The organism is Cobetia sp. Dlab-2-AX, assembly GCF_024124625.1.
GTDB lineage: Bacteria > Pseudomonadota > Gammaproteobacteria > Pseudomonadales > Halomonadaceae > Cobetia.
The window spans coordinates 396624-421900 of record NZ_JAMXRV010000004.1; the positions used below are offsets into that span (position 1 = coordinate 396624).

Consider the following 25277-nt stretch of genomic DNA (forward strand, 5'->3'; position numbering starts at 1 on the left):
GACGCCAAGCGATACAACAACAAACCGCACGTCACGCGCCCCCTCTGCTGAATCTGCGAATTCATACGCCATGCAACCCGCCGCCAGCCAGACGCTGAGCGATTATCTGGCCGCCTTCGATATCCAGGCACTGCGCGATGAATTGTTCACCACGCCGCTCGACACCAATGACGAGGGCGAGCTCGGCAATGCCTATGAGGCGTGTGTCGGGCGTCATCTGCGCGCCGGGCAGGGCGAACGTATCGCGCTGGTCCACGAAGACGAACAGGGCCGGGTACGTGAGCTGAGTTACGCACAGCTCGACGAGCAGAGCGCGCGGCTGGCGGCTGCCTTGAAGGCACAGGGCGTGATGGCGGGGCAGCGGGTCGCCTGCATGCTGTCGCGTACGCCGGAGCTGATGATCGCGCTGGCTGCGACCTGGCGGCTGGGCGCCGTCTATCAGCCGCTGTTCACCGCCTTCGGCACCGATGCGCTCGACTATCGCCTGTCGCGCGCCGAGACGCAGATCGTGATCACCGAGACGAGCCAGCGCAGCAAGTTCACAGAGCTCGCCCGCCATCCCGTGATCATCTGCGTGCGCGATGAGGAAGATGCGCTGGAGGCGGGTGATCTCGACTGGCAGACATTGATGCAGAGCGAGCCACTGACCGAGCCGCCAGTGTGGCTTCCGGCGGAGGCGCCCTTCCTGCAGATGTTCACCTCCGGCACGGTCGGCAAGCCCAAGGGCGTGGCGGTGGCGCTGAATGCGCTGCCGGCCTTCTGGCTCTATCAACGCCTGGCGGTGGACCTGCGCCCCGGCGAGCGCTTCTGGAACATGGCCGACCCCGGCTGGGCTTACGGGCTCTATTACGCCATCACCGGCCCGCTGTTGCTGGGGGCCACCACCTACTTCATGCAGGCGCCGTTCAGTGCAGAAGGCGGGCTGGCCTTCCTGGAGCGTCACCGCATCGACAATTTCGCGGCCGCGCCCACGGCCTATCGCATGCTCAAGGCCTCCGGGCTCGGCGAAGGCGCCTTCGAGCGCCTGAACCTGCGGGTCGCAAGCTCCGCTGGCGAGCCCCTCAACACCGAGGTAGTGGGCTGGGTCGCGCGGGAGCTGGGCTGTGCGGTGATGGACCATTACGGCCAGACGGAGACCGGCATGACTTGCTGCAATCATCACGCGCTGGCCCATGAGGTCGTGGTCGGCAGTGTCGGCTTCCCGCTGCCCGGCTACCGACTTGCCGTGCTCGACGCCGAGTATCGTGAGCTGCCGCCGGGCGAGCCGGGTGTGCTGGCGGTGGATATCGCCCGCTCTCCCGCGCACTTCTTCGCCGGCTACACCTGGCAGGAGAAGCAACCCTGCGTCGAGGGCTATTACCTGACCGGAGACGTGGTGGTGGCAGAGCCCGATGGGCGCTTCACCTTTGCCGGGCGTGATGACGACATCATCACCACCGCGGGCTATCGCGTCGGCCCGGCGGATGTCGAGAACGCTGTGCTGGTGCATCCGGCGGTGGCGGAATCGGCGGCGGTCGGCAAGCCGGATGCGCTGCGCGGCGAGATCATCAAGGCCTATGTGGTGTTGCGCGATGGCCATGTCGGCAGTGACGAACTGGCGGAGGAAATTCGCGCCAGCGTGCGCCAGCGACTCTCGGCGCACAGCTATCCGCGTGAGATCGACTTCGTCGACAGCCTGCCCAAGACGCCGTCGGGCAAGATCCAGCGTTTCCTGCTGCGGGCACAGGCGCGCGAAAGCTGAACGCCGCCATCTACGGGACTTTTCTGTCATCGCCTGCCTCTCATCACCTTTCCTGCCATCACCTTTCGGGAGACTCGTTTCATGAAGATCGCCGACCACTGCTTTTTTATCACCGGCGCAGCATCCGGCCTCGGGGCCGCCACGGCGTCACGTATCGTCGCGGCCGGCGGCCAGGTGGTGCTGGCGGATCTCTCGGAGAGTGCACGTGAACAGGCCGATGCGCTGGGGGAGGCGGCATGCTTCTGTCATTGCGACATCACCGACAGCGCCAGTGTCGAGGCCGCGCTGGATGTCGCGGAGCAGACCTTCGGTGCCATTCATGGGGTGATCCATTGTGCGGGGATGGTGAGCGTCGCCAAGCTGGTGGATCGTGATGGCGAGCCTGCTCCGCTGGAGGGCTTCGAGAAGACACTGGCGATCAACCTGAGCGGTACCTTCAACGTGGCGCGCCTGACGGCGGCACGCATGGCGCGCAATGCCGCCGAGGGCGAGGACGGCGAGCGGGGCATCATTCTCAATACCGCCTCGGTCGCGGCCTTCGATGGCCAGGTGGGGCAGTGTGCCTATAGCGCCTCCAAGGCCGGGGTCGCCGGCATGACGCTGCCGATGGCGCGTGAGCTGGCACGCCATGGCATTCGCGTGATGGCGATTGCGCCCGGCGTGTTCGAGACACCGATGATGGCCGGCATCCCGGAGCCTGCCCGTGAAGCGCTGTGCGAGGCGGTGCCGTTTCCCAAGCGACTGGGCAAGCCCGATGAGTTCGCGCGTCTGGCCGAGCACATCATCACCAACAGCATGCTCAATGGGGAGGTGATCCGCCTCGATGGCAGCATTCGCATGGCCTGAGGCTGGCGGGCAAGGCCTTTAACATTTGGATCGGCTCTCTGGATCGGCATCTCTGGATAGGATCTCTGGAGAGAGCACGGGACACAAGGAATCTTGCAGGACAGGTTATCTCTGGGGGAGATATTGCTCGATCGCGGCTGCGGTCGGGCTTTTTTGCGTCTGTTTCTCGTGTCATCTCTTGTTTCTGCCATGCGCGCGGGGGCGGCCTGAAGACAGGACTTGCCACCGATGAGACAGGGCTTGCCACCAATGTCGCAGACCAGAAATCAAACGACCGCTTGACGACCAACTGGAGGAGGCGCTAATTTCAAACGCATGTTTGATGGTGTGTGGGAGTCGTCTTTTCGCCTCTTTCATGAGTCTTGAGCAACAACGACAGCAAGCCCATCACCATTCCTTTTGATTCAGCGCCGCCGTGCCGCGACGGCTCAAGGAGTAAAGCATGCCGGACTATCAGGCGCCGTTGCGCGACATCCGCTTCGTGATGAATGAGCTGCTCGACTATCCCGCTCACTATGCCAGCCTGCCGGGTGGCGATGAGGCCAGCGACGATATCGTGACCGCCATCCTGGAGGAGGGCGCACGCTTCGCGCACGAGGTGCTGACGCCGCTGAACCAGTCGGGCGACCGCGAGGGTTGTACCTTCGAGGGCGGCGAGGTCAAGGCGCCGAGCGGCTTCAAGGCTGCCTATCAGCAGTATGTCGAGGGCGGATGGCCGAGTCTGGCTGCCTCACCGGAACATGGCGGTCAGGGGCTGCCACCGTCACTGGCGATGGTGCTCTCGGAAATGGTCGCCTCCGCCAACCTGTCGTGGGGCATGTATCCGGGCCTCTCGCATGGCGCGATGAATGCACTCGAGCATCACGGCAGCGAGGCGCTCAAGCAGACCTATCTGATTAAGCTGGTCGAAGGCAGCTGGACCGGTACCATGTGCCTGACCGAGCCGCATTGCGGCACGGACCTGGGCCTGATCAAGACACGTGCCGTGCCGCTGGATGACAGCGATGACAGCAAGGGCTACCGCATCAGCGGCACCAAGATCTTCATCTCGGCCGGTGAGCACGATCTTTCCGAGAACATCGTGCACCTGGTGCTGGCCAAGCTGCCGGATGCCCCGGAAGGCTCGCGTGGCATATCGCTGTTCGTGGTGCCCAAGTTCCTGCCCGACGCCAATGGCGAGGCTGGTGAGCGCAATGGCGTCAGCTGTGGCTCCATCGAGCACAAGATGGGCATTCACGGCAACGCGACCTGCGTGATGAACTTCGATTCCGCCACAGGCTTCCTGGTCGGCCCGCCGCACAAGGGACTGGCCTGCATGTTCACCATGATGAATGCCGCGCGTCTCGGGGTGGGGATCCAGGGCGTGGCGCTGGCCGAGGCCAGCTTCCAGAATGCGCTGAGCTATGCGCGTGACCGTCTGCAAATGCGTGCCCTGTCCGGTGCCAAGGCGCCGGAGAAGGCGGCCGACCCGATCATCGTGCATCCGGACGTGCGCCGCATGCTGCTGACCCAGAAGGCCATCGCCGAGGGTGGGCGCATGCTGGTGATGTATGCCGCCCAGTTCAATGACATCGTCGAGAATGCCCCGGACAGCGAAGACAAAACACGTGCCGATACCTTGCTCGGCCTGCTGACGCCCATCGTCAAGGCCTTCCTGACCGAGACCGGCTTCGAGGCGACCAATCACGGCGTTCAGGTCTATGGCGGCCACGGCTTCATTCAGGAATGGGGCATGGAGCAGTTCGTGCGCGATGCGCGCATCACTCTGCTTTATGAAGGCACCACCGGTATCCAGGCGCTGGACCTGCTGGGCCGCAAGATCCTGATGAGCCAGGGCGAATCGCTCAAGGTCTTCACCAAGGAGATCCACAAGTTCTGCCAGGCCAGCGAAGGCAGCGAGTTTGCCAATCCGCTCGCCGAGCTCAACCGCGAATGGGGCGAGCTGACCATGGCGGTGGGCATGGGCGCGATGCAGGACCGCGAAGCGGTCGGCGCCGCCAGTGTCGATTACCTGATGTACGCCGGTTACGTCGCGCTGGGCTACCTGTGGGCTCGTGCCGGCGAGACGGCCAGGGCGGCGCTGGCGGCCGGCGAAGGGGATACTGCCTTCTATCAGGCCAAGCTGGATACCGCGCGCTTCTACTTCCAGCGCATCCTGCCGCGCACGCAAGGCCATGCCGCGATGATTCGCGCCGGTGGCGAGACGCTGATGGCGCCGACGGTGGAAGGCTTCGGCAGCGGCTTCGAGATCTGATGACGGTTTCAAGCCTGAGAGCAGTTTCAAGCCTTAGCGAAGTTTCAAGACTCAGCAGTTCGATGTATCGGCAACAGTCGTGTCTTATGCCTCCAGTCAGTGCGCTCTGACTCGGTACCCTTGGGGAGACTTCGGTCTCCCCATTTTTTGTGCGCTTGGTGTCAGGCAGGAGTTTTTCCCGGCACGAGCAATCAATCTCGTTTCAGTCTTGGCTTGTGACAGGCATGCGCCCAAGATAGGCGCATCGATGGCTGTCCCGATGAACCCGCGGGGCAGCGACGCGCATGTGCTGATGGCAAGTACTTATGGCATGTACTGATGGCAAGCATTGACAGGATAGGTGGCGCAGGATGCACGCGAACGATACGCCTGAGGAAAGATCGCGGCACGAGGAAGTGCCGCCCGAGGCGCAGATGGCCGATGCGCAAGCGCCTGACGATAGCGTTGGCGAGCCACGCAGTGTCAGTGAGGGCACTTCCATCGAGGAGGCCGTGACACGCATGCAGGTGCCACGCGACGAGCGTCAGCAGGAGGCGCTCGAACGCTCCGGGCGTTCTCGCCACGCGCCCAACGTGCGCCGCGCGCTGGAGATTCACCCCCTGCTGGTCGGCATGGCCGCAGTGGTCATCATCATCGGCGGCCTCAAGCTGGCGGCGGACCTGGTGGTGCCGCTGCTGCTGGCGGTGTTCGTCGCTGCGGTCTGCGATGCGCCGGTGCGCTGGCTGGCCCGTCACGGCATCGGGCAACGCTTCGGGGTGCCCATCGTCATCCTGACGGTCTGCGTGCTGTTCTCGTCGCTGACGGCGCTGCTGGTCTCGCGCTTTACCCTGTTCAGCGATGAGATGCCCAAGCTTGAGGAGAGCCTGCGCGAACAGTATCAGAGCATGCTGGAATGGCTGGCAGACAGCGGCGTATCCATCGCGCCGGCCCGCTTCAGCGAGTTGGTCGACCCGGCCTCGTTGACCCAGTGGGTGCCGAATCTACTGACCGGGCTCGGGGGCCTGCTGTCCTCGAGCGTCATCATCGTGCTGACGGCCACCTTCCTGCTCTACGAGGCATTGTCACTGCGCGACAAGCTGGTCAGCACGCTGCGCAGCCCGCATGTCAGTCTGCGGCGCTTCACGCTGTTCTCGCTGACGCTGCGCCGCTATCTGGCGGTCAAGACCTTGATCAGCCTCGTGACCGGGGGGCTGGTCGCGATCAGCTGTCTGGTGCTCGATGTGGAGTTTGCCTTCCTGTGGGCCACGCTGGCCTTCTGCCTCAACTACATCCCCAACATCGGCTCGGCACTGGCCGCGGTGCCTGCGGTGTTGCTGACGCTGGTGATGCCGGAGGGTGGCGCAGTCAAGGCGCTGATGCTGGGCGGCTGTTACCTGGCGATCAACTTCATTCTCGGCAACTTGATCGAGCCGCGCGTGATGGGGCGCACCCTGGGGCTGTCGACGCTGGCCGCCTTCCTGTCGCTGGTGGTGTGGGGCTGGGTGTTCGGGCCGGTGGGCATGCTGTTGTCAGTGCCGATCACCATGACGCTCAAGATCGCCTTCGACTCGCACCCGGGCACGCGCTGGGCGGCGCGTCTGCTGGGCCCCTCCGTGCGCCGGATTCGCCGTCGTCGTCGCCTGGCGGAGGAGTGACCTACGGGCCAGCTCTGCGTGGATGACCCGCTGCCTGAATGCCAAAGGCCCCGTCACGCTGTGCGTGACGGGGCCTTTGATTATCGAATCAGTGCGCGGTGGCTGGTGGGCCAGTCACCTGTCAGCAAGTCGACTCAGAGGTTCTGCTCGATGAACTGGCTCAGTTGACCCTTGGACTGGGCACCGACCAGAGAGGCGACCTTGGCGCCGGACTTGAACAGGATCACTGTCGGCACGCCACGCACGCCTTGCTCGGCAGCGATTTCCGGTGCGTCATCGACATTCACGTTGACGATTTTCAGGCCTTCGCCTTTCTCGTTGGCGACTTCTTCGACGACCGGCGCCATCATCTTGCACGGACCACACCACGGGGCCCAGAACTTCAGCAGGACCGGGGCTTCAGCGTTGAGAACTTCCTGTTCGAAGTTGGCGCCGGTGACATCGACGTGATTGGACATCTTGTTTCTCCAGGGGATTCGTTTCGCTGTCTGCGGCATTGCCGGACATGCAGGCTGCGTCCGATGGTAGCGCCACTTTGCATCACTGACAAATGAGCATTGCCCATCGGCTCAATAGCACGGGGTTATGATCGCTAGTGTTTTTATAGCTGTTTTATTGGTTTGAGGGAATAGCAACGGGGCAGGCAATGTGGATTGCCTGCCCCGACTTTGGTATTGCCTGTGCGAAGGCCCTTCAGCAAGGAGAGCTCAGAAGAAGGCGTAACGGATACCCAGTCCCAGCAGCAGTGTCGTCAGCAGGCCCTGCAGCAGGCCGCTGGGCATGTGGCGCGTCAGGCGTGCACCAAGGTTGATGGCAGGCAGTGAGCCGACCAGCAATGCGCCGAGCAGCAGGAAATCGACGTTGCCCAGCCATAGATGTCCCAATCCCGCGACCAGCGTCAGCGGTACGGCGTGAGCGATATCGGTGCCCACGATGCGCGCGGTGCTCAACAGCGGGAACAGCATGATCAGCACGGCAGCGCCGAAGGCACCGGCACCCACGGAGGACAGGGTGACGCACACGCCGAGCACGATGCCGGCCAGAATGGTCAGCGGTGCCGCGTGGCGTACGATGAAGCTTTCCGGGCTGATCAGCCCCAGCAGGCGTTTCTTGAACAGCAGCACGCCGGCGGTGAGGATCAACATTACACCGAGCATGCCCTTGATCAGGCCCGCGTAGGCGGTGGGGTCAGTAAAGAAGGTATGCAGGACCGCAATCGTCAACAGCGCCGCCGGCAGCGAGCCGATGGCCAGGCGCCGGGCGATGGTCCAGTCCACATGGCCCTGGCGATGGTGCGCGAAGGCGCCGCCCGCCTTGGTAATGGCGGCATAGAGCAGGTCGGTGCCCACGGCGATGTGCGGCGGGAAGCCGAACATCAACAGCAGAGGCGTCATCAGCGAGCCGCCGCCCACGCCAGTGACACCGACCGCGAAACCCACTCCGGCGCCTGCCAGCACGTATAGCAGCAGTTGTGTGACTTCCATCCCTACCTACCCCCTTGTCAGGTTACTGTCGCCAATCTACTCTTGAGCGTATATTCCCGAAAGGAATCATTATTCATGATTTTATCGCCCGATCATCTTAGCAAGGTGACCGGCCATGTCCGGGCCACTGTCACGCCGCGTCGCGTCGATGGTGCTTCTCAGGAGAGTGAAGCCGCATGAAACTCCAGCAGTTGCGTTATATCTGGGAAGTCACCCGCCACAACCTGAACGTGTCCGCCACCGCGCAAAGTCTGTATACCTCCCAGCCGGGCATTTCCAAGCAGATTCGTCTGTTGGAAGATGAGCTTGGCGTCGAAATTTTCGCGCGCAGTGGCAAGCACCTGACGCGGGTGACCCCGGCCGGCGAGTCCATCGTCGAGCTGGCAAGCCAGGTGCTGCGCACGGTGGAGAACATCAAGCACGTCGCCCAGGAGCACAGTGATGACCGTCGTGGCAGCCTGTCGATCGCCACCACACACACCCAGGCGCGTTATGCCTTGCCGCCGGTGATCGCCGATTTCACGCGCAAGTACCCGGATGTCGCGCTGCACATGCAGCAGGGTACGCCGAAGCAGATCGCCAACATGGTCAGTGAGGGGCAGGCCGACTTCGCCATCTGCACCGAGTCGCTGGAGCTGTTCAACGACCTCATCCTGCTGCCGTGCTATCGCTGGAATCGCTGCGTGCTGGTGCCCAAGGATCATCCGCTGGCCAATGGTGAGGAACTGACCCTCGAGTCGCTGGCCAGCTATGCGCTGGTTACCTATACCTACGGCTTCACCGGCCGCAGCCAGCTGGACGATGCCTTCAAGTCCCACGGCCTGGCGCCCAACGTGGTGCTGACCGCCTCGGACGCCGATGTCATCAAGACCTATGTGCGGCTCGGCATGGGTATCGGCATCGTCGCGCACATGGCAGTGGATGAGGTGGCCGACGAAGACCTGGTCGCGCTGGACGCCACGCATCTGTTCGAGAGCTCCACGACCAAGATCGGCATCCGCCGCGGCACCTTCATGCGCAGCTACATGTTCGAATTCGTCGAGCGCTTCGCGCCGCACCTGACGCGGGAGCGTGTCGAAGCGGCACTGGCCGCCGGCCCGCGCCACGAGCATGAGATCTTCCACGACATCGAGCTGCCGGTGCGCTGAGTGCCGGTGGACTGAGTGTCGGTGGACTGAGCCTCGCTCGCCTGATCTGCCACAGCGCAGATGAAAAAGCCCGCCTCCTGAGAGGCGGGCTTTTTGCTGGCTGGGCGATTCGAGCGCACAGCGTCAACCACAGGGCTCAGTGTGCCAGGTGCAGGCCACACTCGCGGTTGTCTTCCGCCTTGGTCGGGTCGACGTAGTCGAACTCGTTGGGCAGGTCATGGGCGACCAGGTACTCGTGCATCTGCTTGGACGACCAGTGGAGCACCGGGGCGACCTTGATCAGGCCATCGCCATTCAGCGAGACCGGCTGCATGCCGGCACGGAAGGCGGTGTCACTGGCGCGCACGGCGGTGAACCACATCTCGGGGTTCAGTTCGCGCAGCGCACGCTCGAACGGTTCGAGCTTCACTTCACGGGTGAAGGCTTCGTGGCGCGGGTCATCGATATGCGGAGTGAGGCCATCGACGGCTTCACGGTGCGCACGCGTACGCTGCGGCAGATAGATGATGCGGTTCAGGTTCAGCTTGCGCGTCACCTCATCGGCGAAGCGATAGGTGGCATCGGTATTGTAGCCGTTGTCCATCCACACGATCGGGATGTCAGGACGGAAGCGCGTCACCATGTGCAGGATCACCGCCTCGAAGGGACGGAAGTTGGTGGTGCAGATGGCGTGCTTGTCCAGCGACAGGGCCCAGCGGGTCAAGGCTTCCGGGTCGTTGCCGAATTCGGCGTTGATGCGAGAGAGATCGAAGGTATCGGACATGAGGAGTCTCCAGAACGAGGGCACGTCCGATGGAGCGGGGCGCAGGGCTGATCAATGGCCAGGAAAGACCATCAGCAGAGGCGGGGAGCGCTCAAGGAGACGTGCAGGAATGCGCCTACCCTATCAAAGGCAGGCACCGCTTCCCCAATACGAATTCGTTCGATCGTTATATGTCATCGAGTTATGGCACTCATGATGCCTTATAACATCGCCTGTCAGCCAAGCGCTTCCATCAGGCGCTGGATCTTGGCCAGGCTCTCGCGGTATTCGGCCTCTTCCTCGGAATCGGCGACCAGGCCGCCGCCGCCCCACAGATGCACCTGGCCCTCGGCGATCACCGCCGTGCGGATCGCGATGGAGGTATCCATGTGGCCGCGGATATCCAGATAGCCGAGGCTGCCGCAATAGGCGCTGCGGCGTACCGGCTCCAGCTCCTCGATGATCTGCATGGCACGGATCTTGGGCGCGCCGGTGATGGAGCCGCCGGGGAAGGCGGCGCCGAGCAGGTCCAGCGCATCGCGCCCTTCATCCAGGGTGCTGGTGATGGTACTGACGGAGTGGTGCACGTTGGCGTAGCTCTCCAGCGCGCACAGCGATGGCACCTTGACGCTGCCGGGCGCGGAGACGCGGCCCAGGTCATTGCGCAGCAGGTCGACGATCATCACGTTCTCGGCGCGGTCCTTGGGGCTTTCCAGCAGCTCGGCGGCCAGCCGGGCGTCCTCTTCCGGCGTCGCGCCACGTGCGCGGGTGCCCTTGATCGGCTTGGTCTCGACCGCGCGGTGATTGACCTCGACGAAGCGCTCCGGCGAGACGGAGACGATCGCCATCTCCTCGCCCTTGGCGTCCTGCCAGCTCAGATAGCCGGCGTAAGGTGTCGGCGTGGCCTGGCGCAGACGCAGGTAGGCGTGCCAGCTATCACCGCTGCACTCGGCGGAGAAGCGCTGGGTCAGGTTGATCTGGTAGCAGTCACCGGCATGCAGATACTCCATCACCTGGCGGAAGCGCTCTCCATAGCCTGCGCGATCCAGCAGCGGCGAGAAGGGGGTGTCGAGGGCGAAGTCAGCGCTGCGCGGCGCGGGTTGCTCCAGCCATTCCAATACCTGCCTGCGCCGTTGGGGCGAGGCGATCAGCCAGCTCTGCTGGCGCTGATGGTCACTGATCAATGCCCAGTCATAGAGACCAAGACGCGCCCAGGGCAGCGCGATGTCGTCCTCGGTCGTGGCGGGCAGGTCTTCCAGCGCGCGCCCGAAGTCGTAGCTCCAGTAGCCCAGCAGGCCGGCGATGAACGGCAGGTCCTCGGCTGTCAGGTCATGCCGGGCGAGCTCTTCGCCTGCCAGCGTCTGCGGCAGCAGGGTCAGCAGCTGACGCTGGGCCTCGATCACCGGCAGACGGGCGAGGCGCTCCAGCGCTTCACTGAACTGGCTCAGATCCCGCATCGTTTCCGGCAGCGGGCCGGTGAGCTTGCCACCCTGTGGGCCTTGCTCCAGTACGGCCAGCGGGTCGCTGCTGATGATGTCGAAGCGACCGCCGGCCAGCGACGGCTGGCCGCTGTCGAGCAGCACGGCGTCGGGTCGCGTACGCAGGCGTGCGAAGCGCGACAGCGTGGAGGCTTCATCCTCGGCGGTGAGGGCGTAGGGTAGGGCGTTGATTTCGAGCGAGATGGTCATGACAGCTTCCGTTGGCGGACAGGGCATTCTAGGCATCCGGAGGCGTTTTGTCCGCCCATGCGTGCGGATTCCGGTGAGGGGCGGCCCTTGTTGGCTTGCCGTTCTCCTGCGTGCTGATTAAGGTGCCTGCCTCTGAATGCCCTGCGTTGTCATCGATGACGGCGTTGGCGCACGTGCAGACATTCGCCCAGCCCTATTGCCTAGCCCTATTGCCCAGTCTCTTGCCCAGCCCCTGGCACCCCACCGGAGCCCTTGCATGCATCCCGAGTTCGAACATGGCCAACATCTGCTGTCACGTCCCGATCAGAACATCTTCTGGCAGCGTCTCAAGCGGCATGACGCCCAGGGCGGGCGTCGTCTGCTGATGCTGCACGGCGCGGGGGTGGCCGGTACGCTGACCTGGGCACCGCTGGTCGGGCATCTCACGGCCCATGATGAACTGATCATCCCCGACTTGCGTGGCATGGGGCAGACGCTGGCGCCGCAGGGTGGCGAGCCTCCTTTCACTCTCGAGCAGGTGGTCGAGGACGTGATGGCGTTGATCGAGACCCAGCGCATCACGCATTTCGACCTGATCGGCTACAGCTTCGGCGGGCTGGTCGCCATGCGTCTCGTCCAGCGCCTGCGCGCCGAGCGCCCGGAGGTGAAGGTCGGCGACATCAGCCTGCTGGAGCCGGCGCTGCTGGAGCGCGAATGCCACGCCACCATGGTCAAGGTGCGTGACGGCTACGCCGCGGCGGCGCGTGCCATGCGCGAAGCCCCAAGCCCCGAGGCGGGCATCACCGCCTTTCTCGACCTCATCTCGCCGCATCGTACGCGCAACCCGCGCGCCGAGCGCATGATGGTGGCACGTCTGGCGCATCGCCATCTGGGGTTTGCCAATGCGCTGGACTGTGTCACCCATGCCGTGCGCGAGATCGACCGCGAGGCACTGCTGGCCGACGTGCTGGCCTCAGGCAGCGAGGTGCGCAGCCTGGTCGGTGGCAAGAGCCCGCAGACCCTGCGCGACTATCACAGCCTGCTGGCCGAGCGTCATGTAGGTTGGCAATCGCTGGAAATTCCCGGCACCGATCACTCGCTGCCTTTCCAGAAACCCCGCCGCATCGGCGCGGAGCTCAGCTTCACATAAATCGCATGATTGTCGACAAGCCGGCCGATGAGCGGTCTGGCCTTGAGACGAAAGACGCCCCGTCAGCCTGTGCTGACGGGGCGTCTTTCGTCTCGGCCTCTGCCAGCTGGAATGCCTCTGTCCTGTCGGTGTGTGAAGGCTGAAATGGCGGCTTCTCAGGCGGTTCGTCCTTGTTCTTGCAGCCGTTTATCCAACGCATGCCAACTCTCTTACGCCAAAGGTGTAGAGGATTTGGCGGATTGTGTCTTGACCCACTCAGGCTCGCTGGCTAGTCTGGCAGTCATTGAATGATTGTCGACAATGGTGCTGAAAGTCCCTCATCGCCATTGTCCTGTCTCAGCCCCTTGTCCAGCCGGATCGCCTGACCACCATGACCACCGATGCCTTTCACAATGCCACCACCGCTCGAAGCCTCGCGCGCGGCGCCACTGCCGAGCAGGCAGGCCACACCGCCTCCGCCAGTGCTCCGGCGCCTGAGGTGCGCACCCTGGCCGAGCGCGTCTTCCACCAGCTGCAGGACGCCATCGTGCGCGGTGAGCTGGCACCTGGCAGCAAGATCACCGAGCCGGGGCTGGCGCAGGCCTATGGCATCTCGCGCGGCCCATTGCGTGAGGCGATGCGTCGTCTCGAGGTCCATCGCCTGATCGAGCGCGTGCCCCACGTCGGCGCGCGGGTGGTCAAGCTCTCGATGACCGAGCTGCTGGAGCTGTTCGACGTGCGTGAGGCGCTGGAGAGCATGGCTGCGCGTCTGGCGGCGCGGCACATGACGCAGGAGGAGGTCACGCGGCTGCGCAGCGTGCTCAAGACCCACGAGCAGCAGTCGGACCTCAAGACCGGCACCGCCTACTTCCAGAAGGAAGGCGATCTCGACTTCCACTATCAGATCGTCCTCGGCAGCCACAACCACATGCTGATGACGATTCTCTGCGACGACCTCTACTACCTGGTGCGCATGTATCGCACCCAGTTCAGCGCCAGTGGCTCGCGTCCGCAGAAGGCCTTCGTCGAGCACCACCGTATCGTCGATGCCATCGAGGCCGGCGACGAGGAGCTGGCGGAGCTTCTGATGCGGCGCCACGTCAGCGCCTCTCGGGAGAACGTCGCTCGTCGCTATGCCGCCACGCTCAAGGAGGAGCAGGGCGAGGAGTGAACTGCCACACCGCTTGCGACCGGATCACCCCCAACAATTCCAACCCCGTCATGGGCCCAGCCCGGGAGATGTCATGTCACGCCATCTGAGTTCCACCGCCTTGCCAAGCCCCGGCGCCCGCTTCCGCGCGGCGCTGGAAGCCAATCGTCCGCTGCCCATCGTCGGCACCATCAATGCCTATACCGCCATCATGGCCGAGCGCGTCGGGCATCAGGCGATCTACCTGTCCGGTGGCGGCGTGGCCAACGCCTCCTACGGTCTGCCGGACCTGGGCATGACCAGCATGAATGACGTGCTGGAAGATGCGCGTCGCATCACCGCTGCCAGCGAGCTTCCGCTGCTGGTGGACATCGACACCGGCTGGGGTGGCGCCTTCAACATCGCGCGCACCATTCAGGAGATGGAGCGTGCCGGTGTGGCGGCCGTGCATCTGGAAGATCAGGTCGCCCAGAAGCGCTGCGGTCATCGTCCCAACAAGGCGATCGTCTCCAGCCAGGAGATGGTCGACCGCATCAAGGCCGCTGCCGATGCCCGCCGTGATGATGACTTCTACCTGATCGCGCGTACCGATGCCTTCCAGAAGGAAGGGCTCGAGGCCGCCGTGGCGCGTGCCAACGCCTGTGTCGAAGCCGGAGCGGACGCGATCTTCGCCGAGGCGGTGCATACCCTCGAGGACTACCGTGCCTTCTGCGAGGGCGTCGACGCGCCGATACTGGCCAACATCACCGAATTCGGTGCCACGCCGCTGTTCAATCAGCGCGAGCTGGGCGACGTCGGCTGCCGGATGGTGCTCTATCCGCTGTCCGCCTTCCGCGCCATGAACGCCGCCGCCCTCAAGGTCTACCAGAACATCCACGACAAGGGTGATCAGAAGGACGTGGTCGACGACATGCAGACCCGCATGGAGCTCTACGACTTCCTCGATTACCACACCTTCGAGCAGAAGCTGGACACCCTGTTCGAGGTCGAAAGCCGCAAGGATTGATGCCAGACGCTCGAGGCGGATGCCATGTTTCGTCTCAGGAGGCCATTGGCTTCACGGGCCGGCACTTTCGGCCCGATCGTTTCACCCTCGCTGGCAGACGCCTGGCCGGCGAGGGGCTTGACGCTTTATGCCCTACAAGAAAAAGAACAACTCAATGACGTCACTGCCAAGGAGATCACGCCATGTCAGATACCACCGCTACCCCGAGCCCTAGGGCCTCCAGCGGCCTGCGCGGCCAGAGTGCCGGCGAGACCGCCTTGTGCACCGTCGGCCAGACCGGCTCCGGCCTGCGCTATCGCGGCTACGATCTGGAGGATCTCGCCGCCCACGCAAGCTTTGAAGAAGTCGCCTATCTGCTGCTCAAGGGCAAGCTGCCCAATCGTTCGGAGCTGGATGCCTACATCACGCGCCTCAAGGGGTTGCGTGGTCTGCCGGATGCCCTGAAGGCGGTACTGGAGCAGATTCCGGCCAGCGCCCATCCGGTGGACGTGATGCGCACCGGTTGCTCGATGCTCGGCAATCTGGAGACCGAAGAGAGCTTCGCTGAGCAGTCCGATCAGGCCGACCGCATGCTGGCGGTGTTCCCGTCGATCATCAATTACTGGTATCGCTTCAGCCATGACGGCGTGCGCATCGACACCGAGACCGATGACGACTCCATCGGCGCGCACTTCCTGCACCTTTTGCACGGCGAGGCCCCCAGCGAGCTGCATGCCGCGGTGATGAACACCTCGCTGATCCTCTATGCCGAGCACGAATTCAATGCCTCGACCTTCACCGCGCGTGTCTGCGCCTCGACGCTCTCCGATCTGCATTCCTGCGTGACCGGGGCCATCGGCTCGCTGCGCGGTCCGTTGCATGGCGGTGCCAACGAGGCGGCGATGGCGATGATCGAGCACTGGCGCTCACCGGAGGAAGCCGAGCGCGAGATTCTCGGCATGCTGGAACGCCGCGAGAAGATCATGGGCTTCGGCCACGCCATCTATCGTGAACGTGACCCGCGCAACGCCATCATCAAGGAGTGGTCACGCAAGCTGTCCGAGGATGTGGGCGACACTCAGCTCTACGCCGTTTCCGAGCGCGTCGAAGCCGTGATGTGGCGCGAGAAGAAGCTGTTCTGCAATGCCGACTTCTTCCACGCCAGCGCCTATCACTTCATGGGCATCCCCACCAAGTTGTTCACGCCGATCTTCGTCTGTTCACGCCTGACCGGCTGGGCGGCGCATGTCTTCGAGCAACGCGCCAACAATCGCATCATCCGCCCGAGCGCCGATTACACCGGCCCGGAGCATTGCGACTGGCTGCCCATCGAGCAGCGCGACTGACCCTTCCCTCGGCCAGTCCGCGTGCTGGCCGATTGTTTTCTTGACCGCCTGATGAGTCCGGATGCCCATGAATACCGAGTATCGCAAACCCCTGCCTAGCACGGCGTCACCGGGTACCCCGGTCGACTACTTCGATGCGCGTGCCGCCGTGGAAGACATCGCCCCCGGCGCCTATGCCGGTCTGCCCTATACCTCACGCGTACTGGCCGAGAACCTGGTGCGTCGCTGCCCGCCGGACCAGCTGCGCGACAGTCTCGTGCAATTGATCGAGCGTCGGCGTGATCTCGATTTCCCCTGGTATCCCGCGCGCGTCGTGTGTCATGACATCCTCGGTCAGACCGCGCTGGTCGACCTGGCCGGTCTGCGCGATGCCATCGCCGAGCGCGGCGGAGACCCGGCCAAGGTCAATCCGGTGGTGCCGACCCAGTTGATCGTCGACCACTCGCTGGCGGTGGAACACGCCGGCTTCGACAAGGACGCCTTCGCCAAGAACCGCGCCATCGAGGAGCGGCGCAACGAGGACCGCTTCCACTTCATCGACTGGACCCGTCAGGCCTTCGAGAACATCGACGTGATTCCGCCGGGCAACGGCATCATGCACCAGATCAATCTGGAGCGGATGTCGCCGGTGATCGAGTCGCGCGCCGATGTGAAGGGCCATCAGGTCGCCTTCCCGGATACCCTGGTGGGTACCGACAGCCACACGCCGCATGTCGATGCGCTGGGCGTGATCGCCGTCGGCGTCGGTGGGCTCGAGGCCGAGAGCGTGATGCTGGGGCGCGCCTCCTACATGCGCCTGCCGGACATCATCGGCGTGCGCCTCACCGGGCGTCCGCAGCCGGGCATCACCGCCACCGACATCGTGCTGGCGCTGACCGAATTCCTGCGCGCCGAGAAGGTCGTCTCCTCCTATCTGGAATTCTTCGGCGAAGGCGCGGCCAGCCTGACCCTGGGCGATCGTGCCACCATCTCCAACATGACGCCGGAGTACGGCGCCACGGCGGCGATGTTCTACATCGATCAGCAGACGCTGGACTACCTGACCCTTACGGGGCGTGAGCCGGAGAACATCGCGCTGGTCGAGCGCTACGCGCGTGAGACCGGGCTGTGGGCCGATGAGAGCGGCCATATCGAAGGCGCGGTGAAATATGAGCGCGAGCTGACCTTCGATCTGTCCTCGGTGGTGCGCACCCTGGCGGGCCCCTCCAACCCGCACAGTCGCGTGCCGACCAGCGAGCTTGCCGCGCGTGGCATCTCTGGGGTGATCGAGCATGAGCAGGATGAGGATGGGCGCGACCTGATGCCGGATGGCGCGGTGATCATCGCCGCCATCACCAGTTGCACCAATACCTCGAATCCGCGCAATGTCATCGCCGCCGGCCTGCTGGCCAGACGCGCCAATGCGCTGGGGCTGACGCGCAAGCCGTGGGTCAAGACCTCGCTGGCGCCGGGCTCCAAGGCCGTGCAGCTGTATCTGGAAGAGGCGGAACTGCTGCCGGAACTCGAGCAGCTCGGCTTCGGTATCGTCGGCTTCGCCTGCACCACCTGCAATGGCATGAGCGGTGCGCTGGACCCGGCGATCCAGCAGGAAATCGTCGAGCGTGATCTCTACTCCACCGCAGTGCTGTCCGGCAATCGCAACTTCGATGGCCGTATCCACCCCTACGCCAAGCAGGCCTTCCTGGCCTCGCCGCCGCTGGTGGTCGCCTACGCCATCGCAGGCACCATCCGCTTCGACATCGAGAAGGATGTTCTCGGGCATGCGCCGGACGGCTCGCCGATCATGCTCAAGGACCTGTGGCCGAGCGACGAGGAAATCGACGCCATCGTCGGTGCCAGCGTCAAGCCGGACCACTTCCGTCAGGTCTACATCCCGATGTTCGAGACCCGTCAGGGTCGCGACGACACGACCAGTCCGCTCTACGACTGGCGCGAGATGAGCACCTACATCCGTCGTCCGCCGTACTGGGAAGGTGGCCTGGCCAGCGCGCCGACGCTCAAGGGCATGCGGGCACTGGCGGTGCTGGGGGACAACATCACCACCGATCACCTGTCACCCTCCAATGCCATCATGGCCAGCAGTGCGGCAGGCGAGTACCTGGCCGCGATGGGCCTGCCGGAGGAGGACTTCAATTCCTACGCCACCCACCGTGGCGATCACCTCACCGCGCAGCGGGCCACCTTCGCCAATCCCAAGCTGATCAACGAGATGGCCGTGGTGGAAGGGGCGGACGGCAAGCGCGAGGTCAAGCAGGGCTCGCTCACGCGTCTGGAGCCGGAAGGCAAGGTGGTACGCATGTGGGAGGCCATCGAGGCCTATATGCAGCGCAAGCAGCCGTTGATCATCATCGCGGGCGCGGATTACGGCCAGGGCTCGTCGCGTGACTGGGCGGCCAAGGGCGTGCGGCTGGCGGGCGTCGAGGCCATCGTCGCGGAAGGTTTCGAGCGTATCCACCGCACCAATCTGGTCGGCATGGGCGTGATGCCGCTGCAGTTCGCCGCCGGGACCACGCGCAAGACGCTGGCGCTGGATGGCAGCGAGATCTACGCCGTCGAGGGCGAGCCGGCGCCGGGGGCAGAACTCACGCTGGTGATCGAGCGCACCGCCGGTGACAAGGCAGGCAAGCTCGAGCGCGTGCCGGTCACCTGCCGTCTCGATACCCGTGAGGAGGTCTCCATCTACTCGGCGGGTGGAGTGCTGCAACGCTTCGCCGAGGACTTCCTGAACTCGCAGGCGCCGGGCGAGACGGCGGCGGAGGTATCGGCATGAGCCAGCAGGCACAGCTCAGGATTCCCGCCACCTACCTGCGTGGCGGCACCAGCAAGGGCGTGTTCTTCCTGCGCGATGAACTGCCGGAAGCGGCGCAGGTGCCGGGCCCGGCGCGCGATGCCCTGCTGCTGCGCGTGATCGGCAGCCCCGACCCCTATGCCAAGCAGATCGACGGCATGGGGGGCGCGACCTCCAGCACCAGCAAGACGGTGATCATCAGTCGTAGCGAACAGCCGGACCACGACGTCGACTATCTGTTTGGCCAGGTCTCCATCGACTCGCCCTTCGTCGACTGGAGCGGCAACTGCGGCAATCTCTCGGCGGCGGTGGGGCCCTTCGCCATCGAGAAGGGCCTGGTGCCGGCCGAGCGCCTGCCGCGTGACGGTATCGCCGAGGTGCGTATCTGGCAGGCCAACATCGGCAAGACCATCATCGCGCGGGTACCGATGTGCGAAGGGCGCGTCCAGGAAACCGGCGACTTCGCCCTGGATGGCGTGACCTTCCCGGCCGCCGAAGTGGCGGTCGCCTTCCGCGACCCTGCCGCCGGCGAAGGCAGCATGTTCCCCACCGGCAATGTGGTCGATACGCTGGAAGTGCCGGAATCGGTGGTCGCGGGCGGGAGAATCCGGGCGACCCTGATCAATGCCGGCATCCCGACCATCTTCGTCGCTGCCCGTGATCTCGGCTATCAGGGCACCGAGCTTCAGGAGGCGATCAACTCGGACGCCGAGGCCCTCGCGCGCCTCGAGACATTGCGCGCCCACGGCGCACTGCGCATGGGACTGATCCAGGAGTTGGGCGAGGCCGCCACGCGCCAACACACCCCCAAGGTCGCCTTCGTGGCGCCGCCGGTGGATCACGTTGTCTCCAGTGGTCGCGAGATCAAGGCCGACGAGATCGATGTGCTGATCCGCGCCGTGTCGATGGGCAAGCTGCACCACGCCATGATGGGCACCGCGGCCGTCGCCATCGCCGCGGCGGCTGCGGTACCGGGCACGCTGGTCAATCTTGCCGCCGCTGGCGGAGCCGATGCTGAGTCTGGGGCTGGGCAGACTGACGCGGCGCGTGACTCGGTGTGCTTCGGGCATCCCTCCGGCACACTCAGGGTCGGCGCGAGTGCCCATCGGCAGACAGAGGCAGGCCAAGGCAGTGATGGCCAGCAAGGCGAGGGCGAGTGGACCGTCAGTGAAGCGGTGATGAGTCGCAGCGCGCGTATCCTGATGGAAGGCTGGGTGCGGGTGCCGGCGAAGACCTTGATGCGCTAGCGCCGGCATAGGCAGGTGAGGGTCGGTTGTCATGTTCGACAGTCAAAGCCCCTTCTGCGGCACCCCGATGAAAGCCGGCCTGGCATGCATGTGCAGAGGGCCGGCTTTCGCGTGTCTGTGGTGTGTACACAGGTATTTCGGAGGGTGTGCCGGTGTCGCGGGAGCCGCACATGGGCAAAGACGATCCACGACAGGAGGTCATGTATGAGCACGCCATCCTCTGATCAGAAAGGCGAAAGCCGTCTCAGCGCCACTCAAGCCAGTACAAGTCAGGCCAGCGCCAATCAGCGCCCGGACTATGACCCGGAGCTGCAGCAGATCGCCGACTATGTGCTGGGGTATTGCGATGGACCGCATATCGCGGATGCGGATGCTAATGTGGATGACCGGGCTGGCAAGAGCGAGCGCTCAGGTCCCTCGGCGGAGGCGATGGACACTGCTCGCCTGTGTCTGATGGATACCCTCGGCTGCGGCATCCTGGCGCTGCGCTTCCCGGAATGCACCAAGCATCTCGGGCCGCTGGTGGCCGAGACCGTGGTGCCGCATGGTGCGCGGGTGCCCGGCACCGCCTTCAGTCTCGATCCCGTCAAGGCTGCGTGGGATATCGGCTGCACCATCCGCTGGCTGGATTACAACGATACCTGGCTGGCGGCGGAGTGGGGGCATCCCTCGGATAATCTCGGCGGCATTCTGGCGGTGGCGGATCACCTCTCGCGCCAGCGTGTCGCGCAGGGCAAGCCGCCTCTGGTGATGCGTGATGTGTTGGAGAGCATGGTGATGGCCCACGAGATCCAGGGTGTGCTGGCGCTGGACAACAGCTTCAATCGCGTCGGGCTCGACCATGTCATGCTGGTCAAGGTGGCGACCACTGCCGTGACGGCGCGCTTGATGGGGGCGAATCGCGAGCAGTTGCTGTCGGCGCTGTCGCACGCGTTCGTCGATGGCCAGAGTCTGCGTACCTATCGTCATGCGCCCAATGCCGGCTCGCGCAAGAGCTGGGCGGCGGGGGACGCCACCTCACGCGGCGTGCGGCTGGCGGATATCGCCCTGCGTGGCGAGATGGGCATCCCCGGCGCTCTCAGTGCGCCGCAGTGGGGCTTCAATGATGTTTCCTTCAGTCACGGCAACAGCGATCTCGCCCTCAAGCCTGAAAACGAACGGCACCTGACGCTGGCGCGCCCTCTGGGTAGCTATGTGATGGAGAACGTGCTCTTCAAGGTCTCCTTTCCGGCCGAATTCCATGCCCAGACCGCCGCCGAGGCGGCCGTCCAGCTCCATCCCGAGGTTCGCGACCGGCTCGAGGAGATCGAGCGCATCGAGATCACCACCCACGAATCCGCGATCCGCATCATCTCCAAGCAGGGTGCACTCGCCAATGCGGCGGACCGCGATCACTGCCTTCAATACATGGTCGCGGTGCCGCTGATCTTCGGCGAGTTGAACGCGGATCACTATGAAGATGGCTTCCATGCCGCTCACCCGGAGATCGACCGGCTGCGTGGCAGGATGGTCGTCAAGGAAGAGGCGCGCTTCACCCGCGAGTATCTGGAAGCCGACAAGCGCTCGATCGCCAATTCCCTGCGGGTGGTCTTTTGCGATGGCAGTGCCACTGAGCAGGTGACGGTGGAATACCCGCTGGGACATCGCCGGCGGCGTGAAGAGTCGCTCGCCCCGCTCGAGGACAAGTGTCGGGCCAATCTGGCCACCTGCTTCCCGCCTTCGCGTTGCGACACCCTGATGGCGTTGCTGGGTGATCGCGAGCGACTCGAAGCACTGTCGGTGCACGAGTTCATGGCGCATTGGGTGCCGTGAGGTTGCCGGCCGCATGATGCCCCGTTGGCAATCAGTCATCCAATTGACTGGTGCCGTCATCCGGTATGGGTAAACTGGAAGCGGATTGCACAGGGCGATCGCCAGGAGTGCTTGCAAAGACTCGCCGGAGAGCGGGGCAACGCCTGCCGAGCCTTCATTGCAAAGGCATCATGGCAAAGGCTTCATCACAAGGGACTCATCATGAAAACATTTCTGCTGCTGGGCGCCATCGCGCTGATCGTCATCTACGTGATCTCGATCTACAACAAGCTGGTCAGCCTCAAGGCGCGCTTCGAGAATGCCTTCGCGCAGATAGAGGTGCAGCTCAAGCGGCGCTACGACCTGATTCCCAATCTGGTCGAGACGGCCAAGGGCTATCTGAGTCATGAGCGTGGCACCTTGGAAGAAGTGATCAATGCCCGCAACAAGGCGATGGCTGCCTTGAATGCCGCAGCGGCGCACCCCGGCAGCATGGACAAGCTGGCCAGCCTGGCCGGTGCCGAGCAGGGGCTGGCGGCGAGTCTGGGCAAGCTGGATGTGGTGGTCGAGGCCTATCCGGAGCTCAAGGCGGACCAGACCATGAGCGACCTGATGGAAGAGCTGACCGCCACCGAGAACCGCGTCGCCTTCGCGCGTCAGGCCTACAATGATGCCGTCACCGACTACAACGTCTATCGCCAGAGCTTCCCGCAGGTGATGTTCGCGCCGACCTTCGGTCATCGCAGTGATGCAGGTCTGCTGGCCTTCGATGACAGCGTGAAGATCCGCCAGGCCCCGGATGTCAGTTTCTCCTGAGTCGACCGGCTGATGCTTCTCTCGCAGCGGTCTTGCGCTGTGATCCTGACTGGGTAGATGGCGAGCGCGAATGAATTTCTATCATGAGCAGGACAGTGCGCGGCGTCGTACGCGGCTATTGCTGGTGGCCTTCACGGTCATGTCGCTGGTGGTGTCTCTTGCCGCCGGCGCCGTGGTGCATGTCGCGATCAGCAGTTTCCTGGGGCGCCCGGCCACCACGACGTTTGAATATGTCTGGCCAGTGGCGAGCATCATCTTCCTGTGCAATGCATTGGTCGCAGCGCGTGAGCTGCGGCGTCTGCAGCAGGGCGGCGCGGTCGTGGCCGCACGCCTGGGTGGCAAGCTGGTGGATGTCGAGACCCAGGACTCGCGCGAGCGGCGGGCACTGAATGTGGTGGAAGAGATGGCGATCGCCGCCAATCTGCCCACGCCGCAGCTGTTCCTGCTTCCGCATGAGGCGATGATCAATGCCTTCGCGGCGGGCTATCGGCCACATGATGCGGTGATCGCGCTGAGTCGCGGGGCGTTGGAGCAGCTGGATCGCAACGAGCTGCAGGGCGTGGTCGCTCACGAGTTCGCCCATATCGCCAATGGCGATATTCGCCTCAACCTGCGTCTGGCGAGTGCGGTCCATGGCCTGGTGTTTCTCTCCGAGGCGGGACGCTTCCTGATGGGGACGGGGCGCATCGGCTTCGTGCTGGGCAGGGCGCGCTCCTCCGGCTCCGACAGGAAAGGCGGCATGCCACAGCTGATGCTGGTCGGTGTGGCGCTGTGGTTGCTCGGCAGTCTCGGCGGGCTGGGCGGCAGGCTGCTGCAACGCGGGGTCGCGCGCTCACGCGAATATCTCGCCGATGCCAGTGCGGTGCGTCTGACGCGCTTTCCGGATGGCATCGCCTCGGCCCTCAAGCGTATCGGCGGCATGGGTTGGCAGGGGCGCATCCAGCATCCGCGCGCCATGACCTACAACCATCTCTTCTTCGTCGAAGCGCGTCCGCCATGGCTGACGGGCTGGTTCGACTCGCATCCGCCGCTGGATGAACGCATCAAGCGCCTGGAACCCCGTTGGGACAGGCAATATCTGAGCGCGCGTCAGCAACCGGTGCATACCTTCGAGCAGCAGGGGCCCATCGGGGCAGAAGTGCTTGGCGGGGTCATGGCGGGTATCGCCGGCGCGGCTGTCCTGGGCGAGCTGTCGCGTTCCCGGGGGGAACTCGAGAACCTGACGCTGTCACGTTTTCTCTGCCCGCAGCTGGTGGTGGCGATGATCGCGCCCTCGGAACTCACCCGGCGTGGGGTCTGGCTCACCGAGCTTGAACGTCAGCATGACTGGCTGGATGGCAAGCGCGTGCGCGAGGCGCGGCGCAAGCTCGAGTCCTTGCCGCGAGTCGAGTGGATCCCCTTGCTCAACCGGCTGATACCGCGCTGGCGGGAAGCGGATGAGCGCGCTCATCGCATGCTCAAGGCGCAGACACCTCCGCAGGACATGTTCATCTGGTGTCTGTGGCAGTTGTTGCTGGAGTCACTGGACCCGCGAATCGATCGCAAGAGTGACTCGTTGGCCTTGCAGCAATGTCAGCCGGCCTGTCAGCACTGGCTCATGCTGATGGTCGGACTCATCGACGATGAAGCGATGCGCGAGGCCATCTTCCTGGACGCCAGTGCGGAACTTGGTCTGGCGCTTGCGTATCCGCAGTCGCAGCCGGATGGAGATAACCCTGCGCTGCGCTGTCGTCATCTCACGCAGCTGGCTCACCTGCGCCCGATGGACAAGCAGCGCTGGTTCACGGCGCTTGCCCAGGTGGTGCATGCTGACCAGACACTGGCCGATGAGGAAGTGGCCCTGCTGACATTGCTGGCCCGCGTCATGCAGCTGCCGGAGGCACGCCTGGAAGCGGCGCTTGAGACACAGTCCCATTCGCGTGGCGGCTGGCAGGCGCGCCCAGTATCACGGCCTGCGGATGGCAGGGCGGTCTGAGTATCGATCAGGCGAGCAGCTATTTTCTGCGTCAAAGCTCTTGCCATCAAACCGATTCCTGCGTAAAGTACGCATCCGCTGCCGGGGACGCATGGCGTCACCAGCGGTGAAAGAGGTTTGCAGGTGATTGTTTTGCTTGATGTTTTTGAAGTCCGCTTCGAAACCATCGATTGACAATTCCGGGCGATTCGCTAGAATGCGCCGCAATCCTTACGGAACAGGTGATCGAGCAACGCTCCTCACCGCTTGATGATGCTTAGAGGCAGTCGACTGACTCATCATCAAGTGCTTGACTTCTCAAGCGTTCCGGGTAGAATATGCCTCCTCGCTTCACAGCGACGCTCTTTAAAAATTTGATCAGGTAATTCGTGTGAGCGCTTGCCGATGAGTGGTGACAAGGTCACCAAATATCGGAGCAAGCCTCTCACGAGAAGTTTGACTCTGAACCAAGTTTGGTCTGCTTAACAGACTATCAAGCTTTCAACTGAAGAGTTTGATCATGGCTCAGATTGAACGCTGGCGGCAGGCTTAACA

The 25277-nt window shown here is 64.0% G+C and carries 18 protein-coding genes; 14 read left to right on the top strand and 4 right to left on the bottom strand.

Going from position 1 to position 25277, the window contains the following annotated elements; translation table 11 throughout:
- Nucleotides 1–70: 70 nt before the first annotated feature.
- The 4 genes from NH396_RS09515 to NH396_RS09530 all read left to right on the top strand — a co-directional run bounded on the left by NH396_RS09515 (nucleotide 71) and on the right by NH396_RS09530 (nucleotide 6475).
- Nucleotides 71–1741 (top strand): AMP-binding protein, encoded by a 1671-nt coding sequence (locus NH396_RS09515; RefSeq protein WP_176676208.1) that lies wholly within the window; start codon nucleotides 71–73, stop codon nucleotides 1739–1741.
- Between the two features lie 81 nt (nucleotides 1742–1822).
- Entirely contained in the window at nucleotides 1823–2587 is a 765-nt protein-coding gene (locus NH396_RS09520; protein WP_176676209.1) for an SDR family NAD(P)-dependent oxidoreductase, read from the top strand.
- A 442-nt stretch (nucleotides 2588–3029) separates the two neighbouring features.
- Entirely contained in the window at nucleotides 3030–4841 is a 1812-nt protein-coding gene (locus NH396_RS09525; protein ID WP_176676210.1) for an acyl-CoA dehydrogenase C-terminal domain-containing protein, read from the top strand.
- Between the two features lie 350 nt (nucleotides 4842–5191).
- Complete coding sequence (locus tag NH396_RS09530; RefSeq protein WP_253063161.1) at nucleotides 5192–6475, top strand: AI-2E family transporter; 1284 nt, start codon at nucleotides 5192–5194, stop codon at nucleotides 6473–6475.
- Nucleotides 6476–6609: 134 nt separating this feature from the next.
- On the opposite strand, the gene trxA is transcribed toward NH396_RS09530, so the two are convergent.
- A complete protein-coding gene (trxA, locus tag NH396_RS09535) occupies nucleotides 6610–6933 on the bottom strand; it encodes a thioredoxin (RefSeq protein ID WP_043333971.1) in 324 nt (107 codons plus the stop codon).
- A gap of 249 nt (nucleotides 6934–7182) precedes the next feature.
- Complete coding sequence (locus NH396_RS09540) at nucleotides 7183–7959, bottom strand: sulfite exporter TauE/SafE family protein (RefSeq protein WP_176676211.1); 777 nt, start codon at nucleotides 7957–7959, stop codon at nucleotides 7183–7185.
- A gap of 176 nt (nucleotides 7960–8135) precedes the next feature.
- Here NH396_RS09540 and cysB point away from each other — a divergent pair, with 176 nt between their 5' ends.
- On the top strand, nucleotides 8136–9107 hold the full coding sequence (gene cysB / locus NH396_RS09545; protein ID WP_043333969.1) for an HTH-type transcriptional regulator CysB: 972 nt from the start codon (nucleotides 8136–8138) through the stop codon (nucleotides 9105–9107).
- A gap of 136 nt (nucleotides 9108–9243) precedes the next feature.
- Here cysB and NH396_RS09550 read toward each other — a convergent pair whose 3' ends face one another.
- Both NH396_RS09550 and pabB read right to left on the bottom strand, forming a co-directional pair.
- Nucleotides 9244–9870, bottom strand: coding sequence for a phosphoadenosine phosphosulfate reductase family protein (locus NH396_RS09550; RefSeq protein WP_176676212.1), 627 nt, complete (start codon nucleotides 9868–9870; stop codon nucleotides 9244–9246).
- A 215-nt stretch (nucleotides 9871–10085) separates the two neighbouring features.
- Nucleotides 10086–11537 (bottom strand): aminodeoxychorismate synthase component I, encoded by a 1452-nt coding sequence (gene pabB, locus NH396_RS09555; protein ID WP_176676213.1) that lies wholly within the window; start codon nucleotides 11535–11537, stop codon nucleotides 10086–10088.
- Nucleotides 11538–11793: 256 nt separating this feature from the next.
- Between pabB and NH396_RS09560 the strand changes: the two genes are divergently transcribed.
- The 9 genes from NH396_RS09560 (at nucleotide 11794) to NH396_RS09600 (ending at nucleotide 24743) form a co-directional block, all read left to right on the top strand.
- Nucleotides 11794–12666 carry an alpha/beta hydrolase gene (locus tag NH396_RS09560; RefSeq protein WP_176676214.1) on the top strand — a complete coding sequence of 291 codons (873 nt, stop codon included), beginning with the start codon at nucleotides 11794–11796 and terminating at the stop codon, nucleotides 12664–12666.
- Between the two features lie 370 nt (nucleotides 12667–13036).
- Nucleotides 13037–13816, top strand: coding sequence for a GntR family transcriptional regulator (locus NH396_RS09565; RefSeq protein ID WP_107335487.1), 780 nt, complete (start codon nucleotides 13037–13039; stop codon nucleotides 13814–13816).
- A 73-nt stretch (nucleotides 13817–13889) separates the two neighbouring features.
- Nucleotides 13890–14801, top strand: a complete 912-nt coding sequence (gene prpB, locus NH396_RS09570) for a methylisocitrate lyase (protein WP_176676215.1) — start codon at nucleotides 13890–13892, stop codon at nucleotides 14799–14801.
- Nucleotides 14802–14983: 182 nt separating this feature from the next.
- On the top strand, nucleotides 14984–16126 hold the full coding sequence (gene prpC, locus NH396_RS09575; protein ID WP_253063163.1) for a 2-methylcitrate synthase: 1143 nt from the start codon (nucleotides 14984–14986) through the stop codon (nucleotides 16124–16126).
- A gap of 67 nt (nucleotides 16127–16193) precedes the next feature.
- A complete protein-coding gene (gene acnD, locus NH396_RS09580) occupies nucleotides 16194–18896 on the top strand; it encodes a Fe/S-dependent 2-methylisocitrate dehydratase AcnD (RefSeq protein ID WP_176678256.1) in 2703 nt (900 codons plus the stop codon).
- The gene (gene prpF / locus NH396_RS09585; protein WP_176676217.1) at nucleotides 18893–20161 is read left to right on the top strand and encodes a 2-methylaconitate cis-trans isomerase PrpF; all 1269 of its coding nucleotides are present in this window, start codon (nucleotides 18893–18895) and stop codon (nucleotides 20159–20161) included. Before acnD ends, prpF begins: the two co-directional genes overlap by 4 nt.
- Before the next feature lie 204 nt (nucleotides 20162–20365).
- Nucleotides 20366–21973 (top strand): bifunctional 2-methylcitrate dehydratase/aconitate hydratase, encoded by a 1608-nt coding sequence (locus tag NH396_RS09590; protein WP_176676218.1) that lies wholly within the window; start codon nucleotides 20366–20368, stop codon nucleotides 21971–21973.
- 201 nt (nucleotides 21974–22174) lie between these two features.
- Nucleotides 22175–22768 (top strand): LemA family protein, encoded by a 594-nt coding sequence (locus tag NH396_RS09595; protein ID WP_166019876.1) that lies wholly within the window; start codon nucleotides 22175–22177, stop codon nucleotides 22766–22768.
- Between the two features lie 70 nt (nucleotides 22769–22838).
- Complete coding sequence (locus NH396_RS09600; protein WP_176676219.1) at nucleotides 22839–24743, top strand: M48 family metallopeptidase; 1905 nt, start codon at nucleotides 22839–22841, stop codon at nucleotides 24741–24743.
- Nucleotides 24744–25277 lie beyond the last annotated feature (534 nt).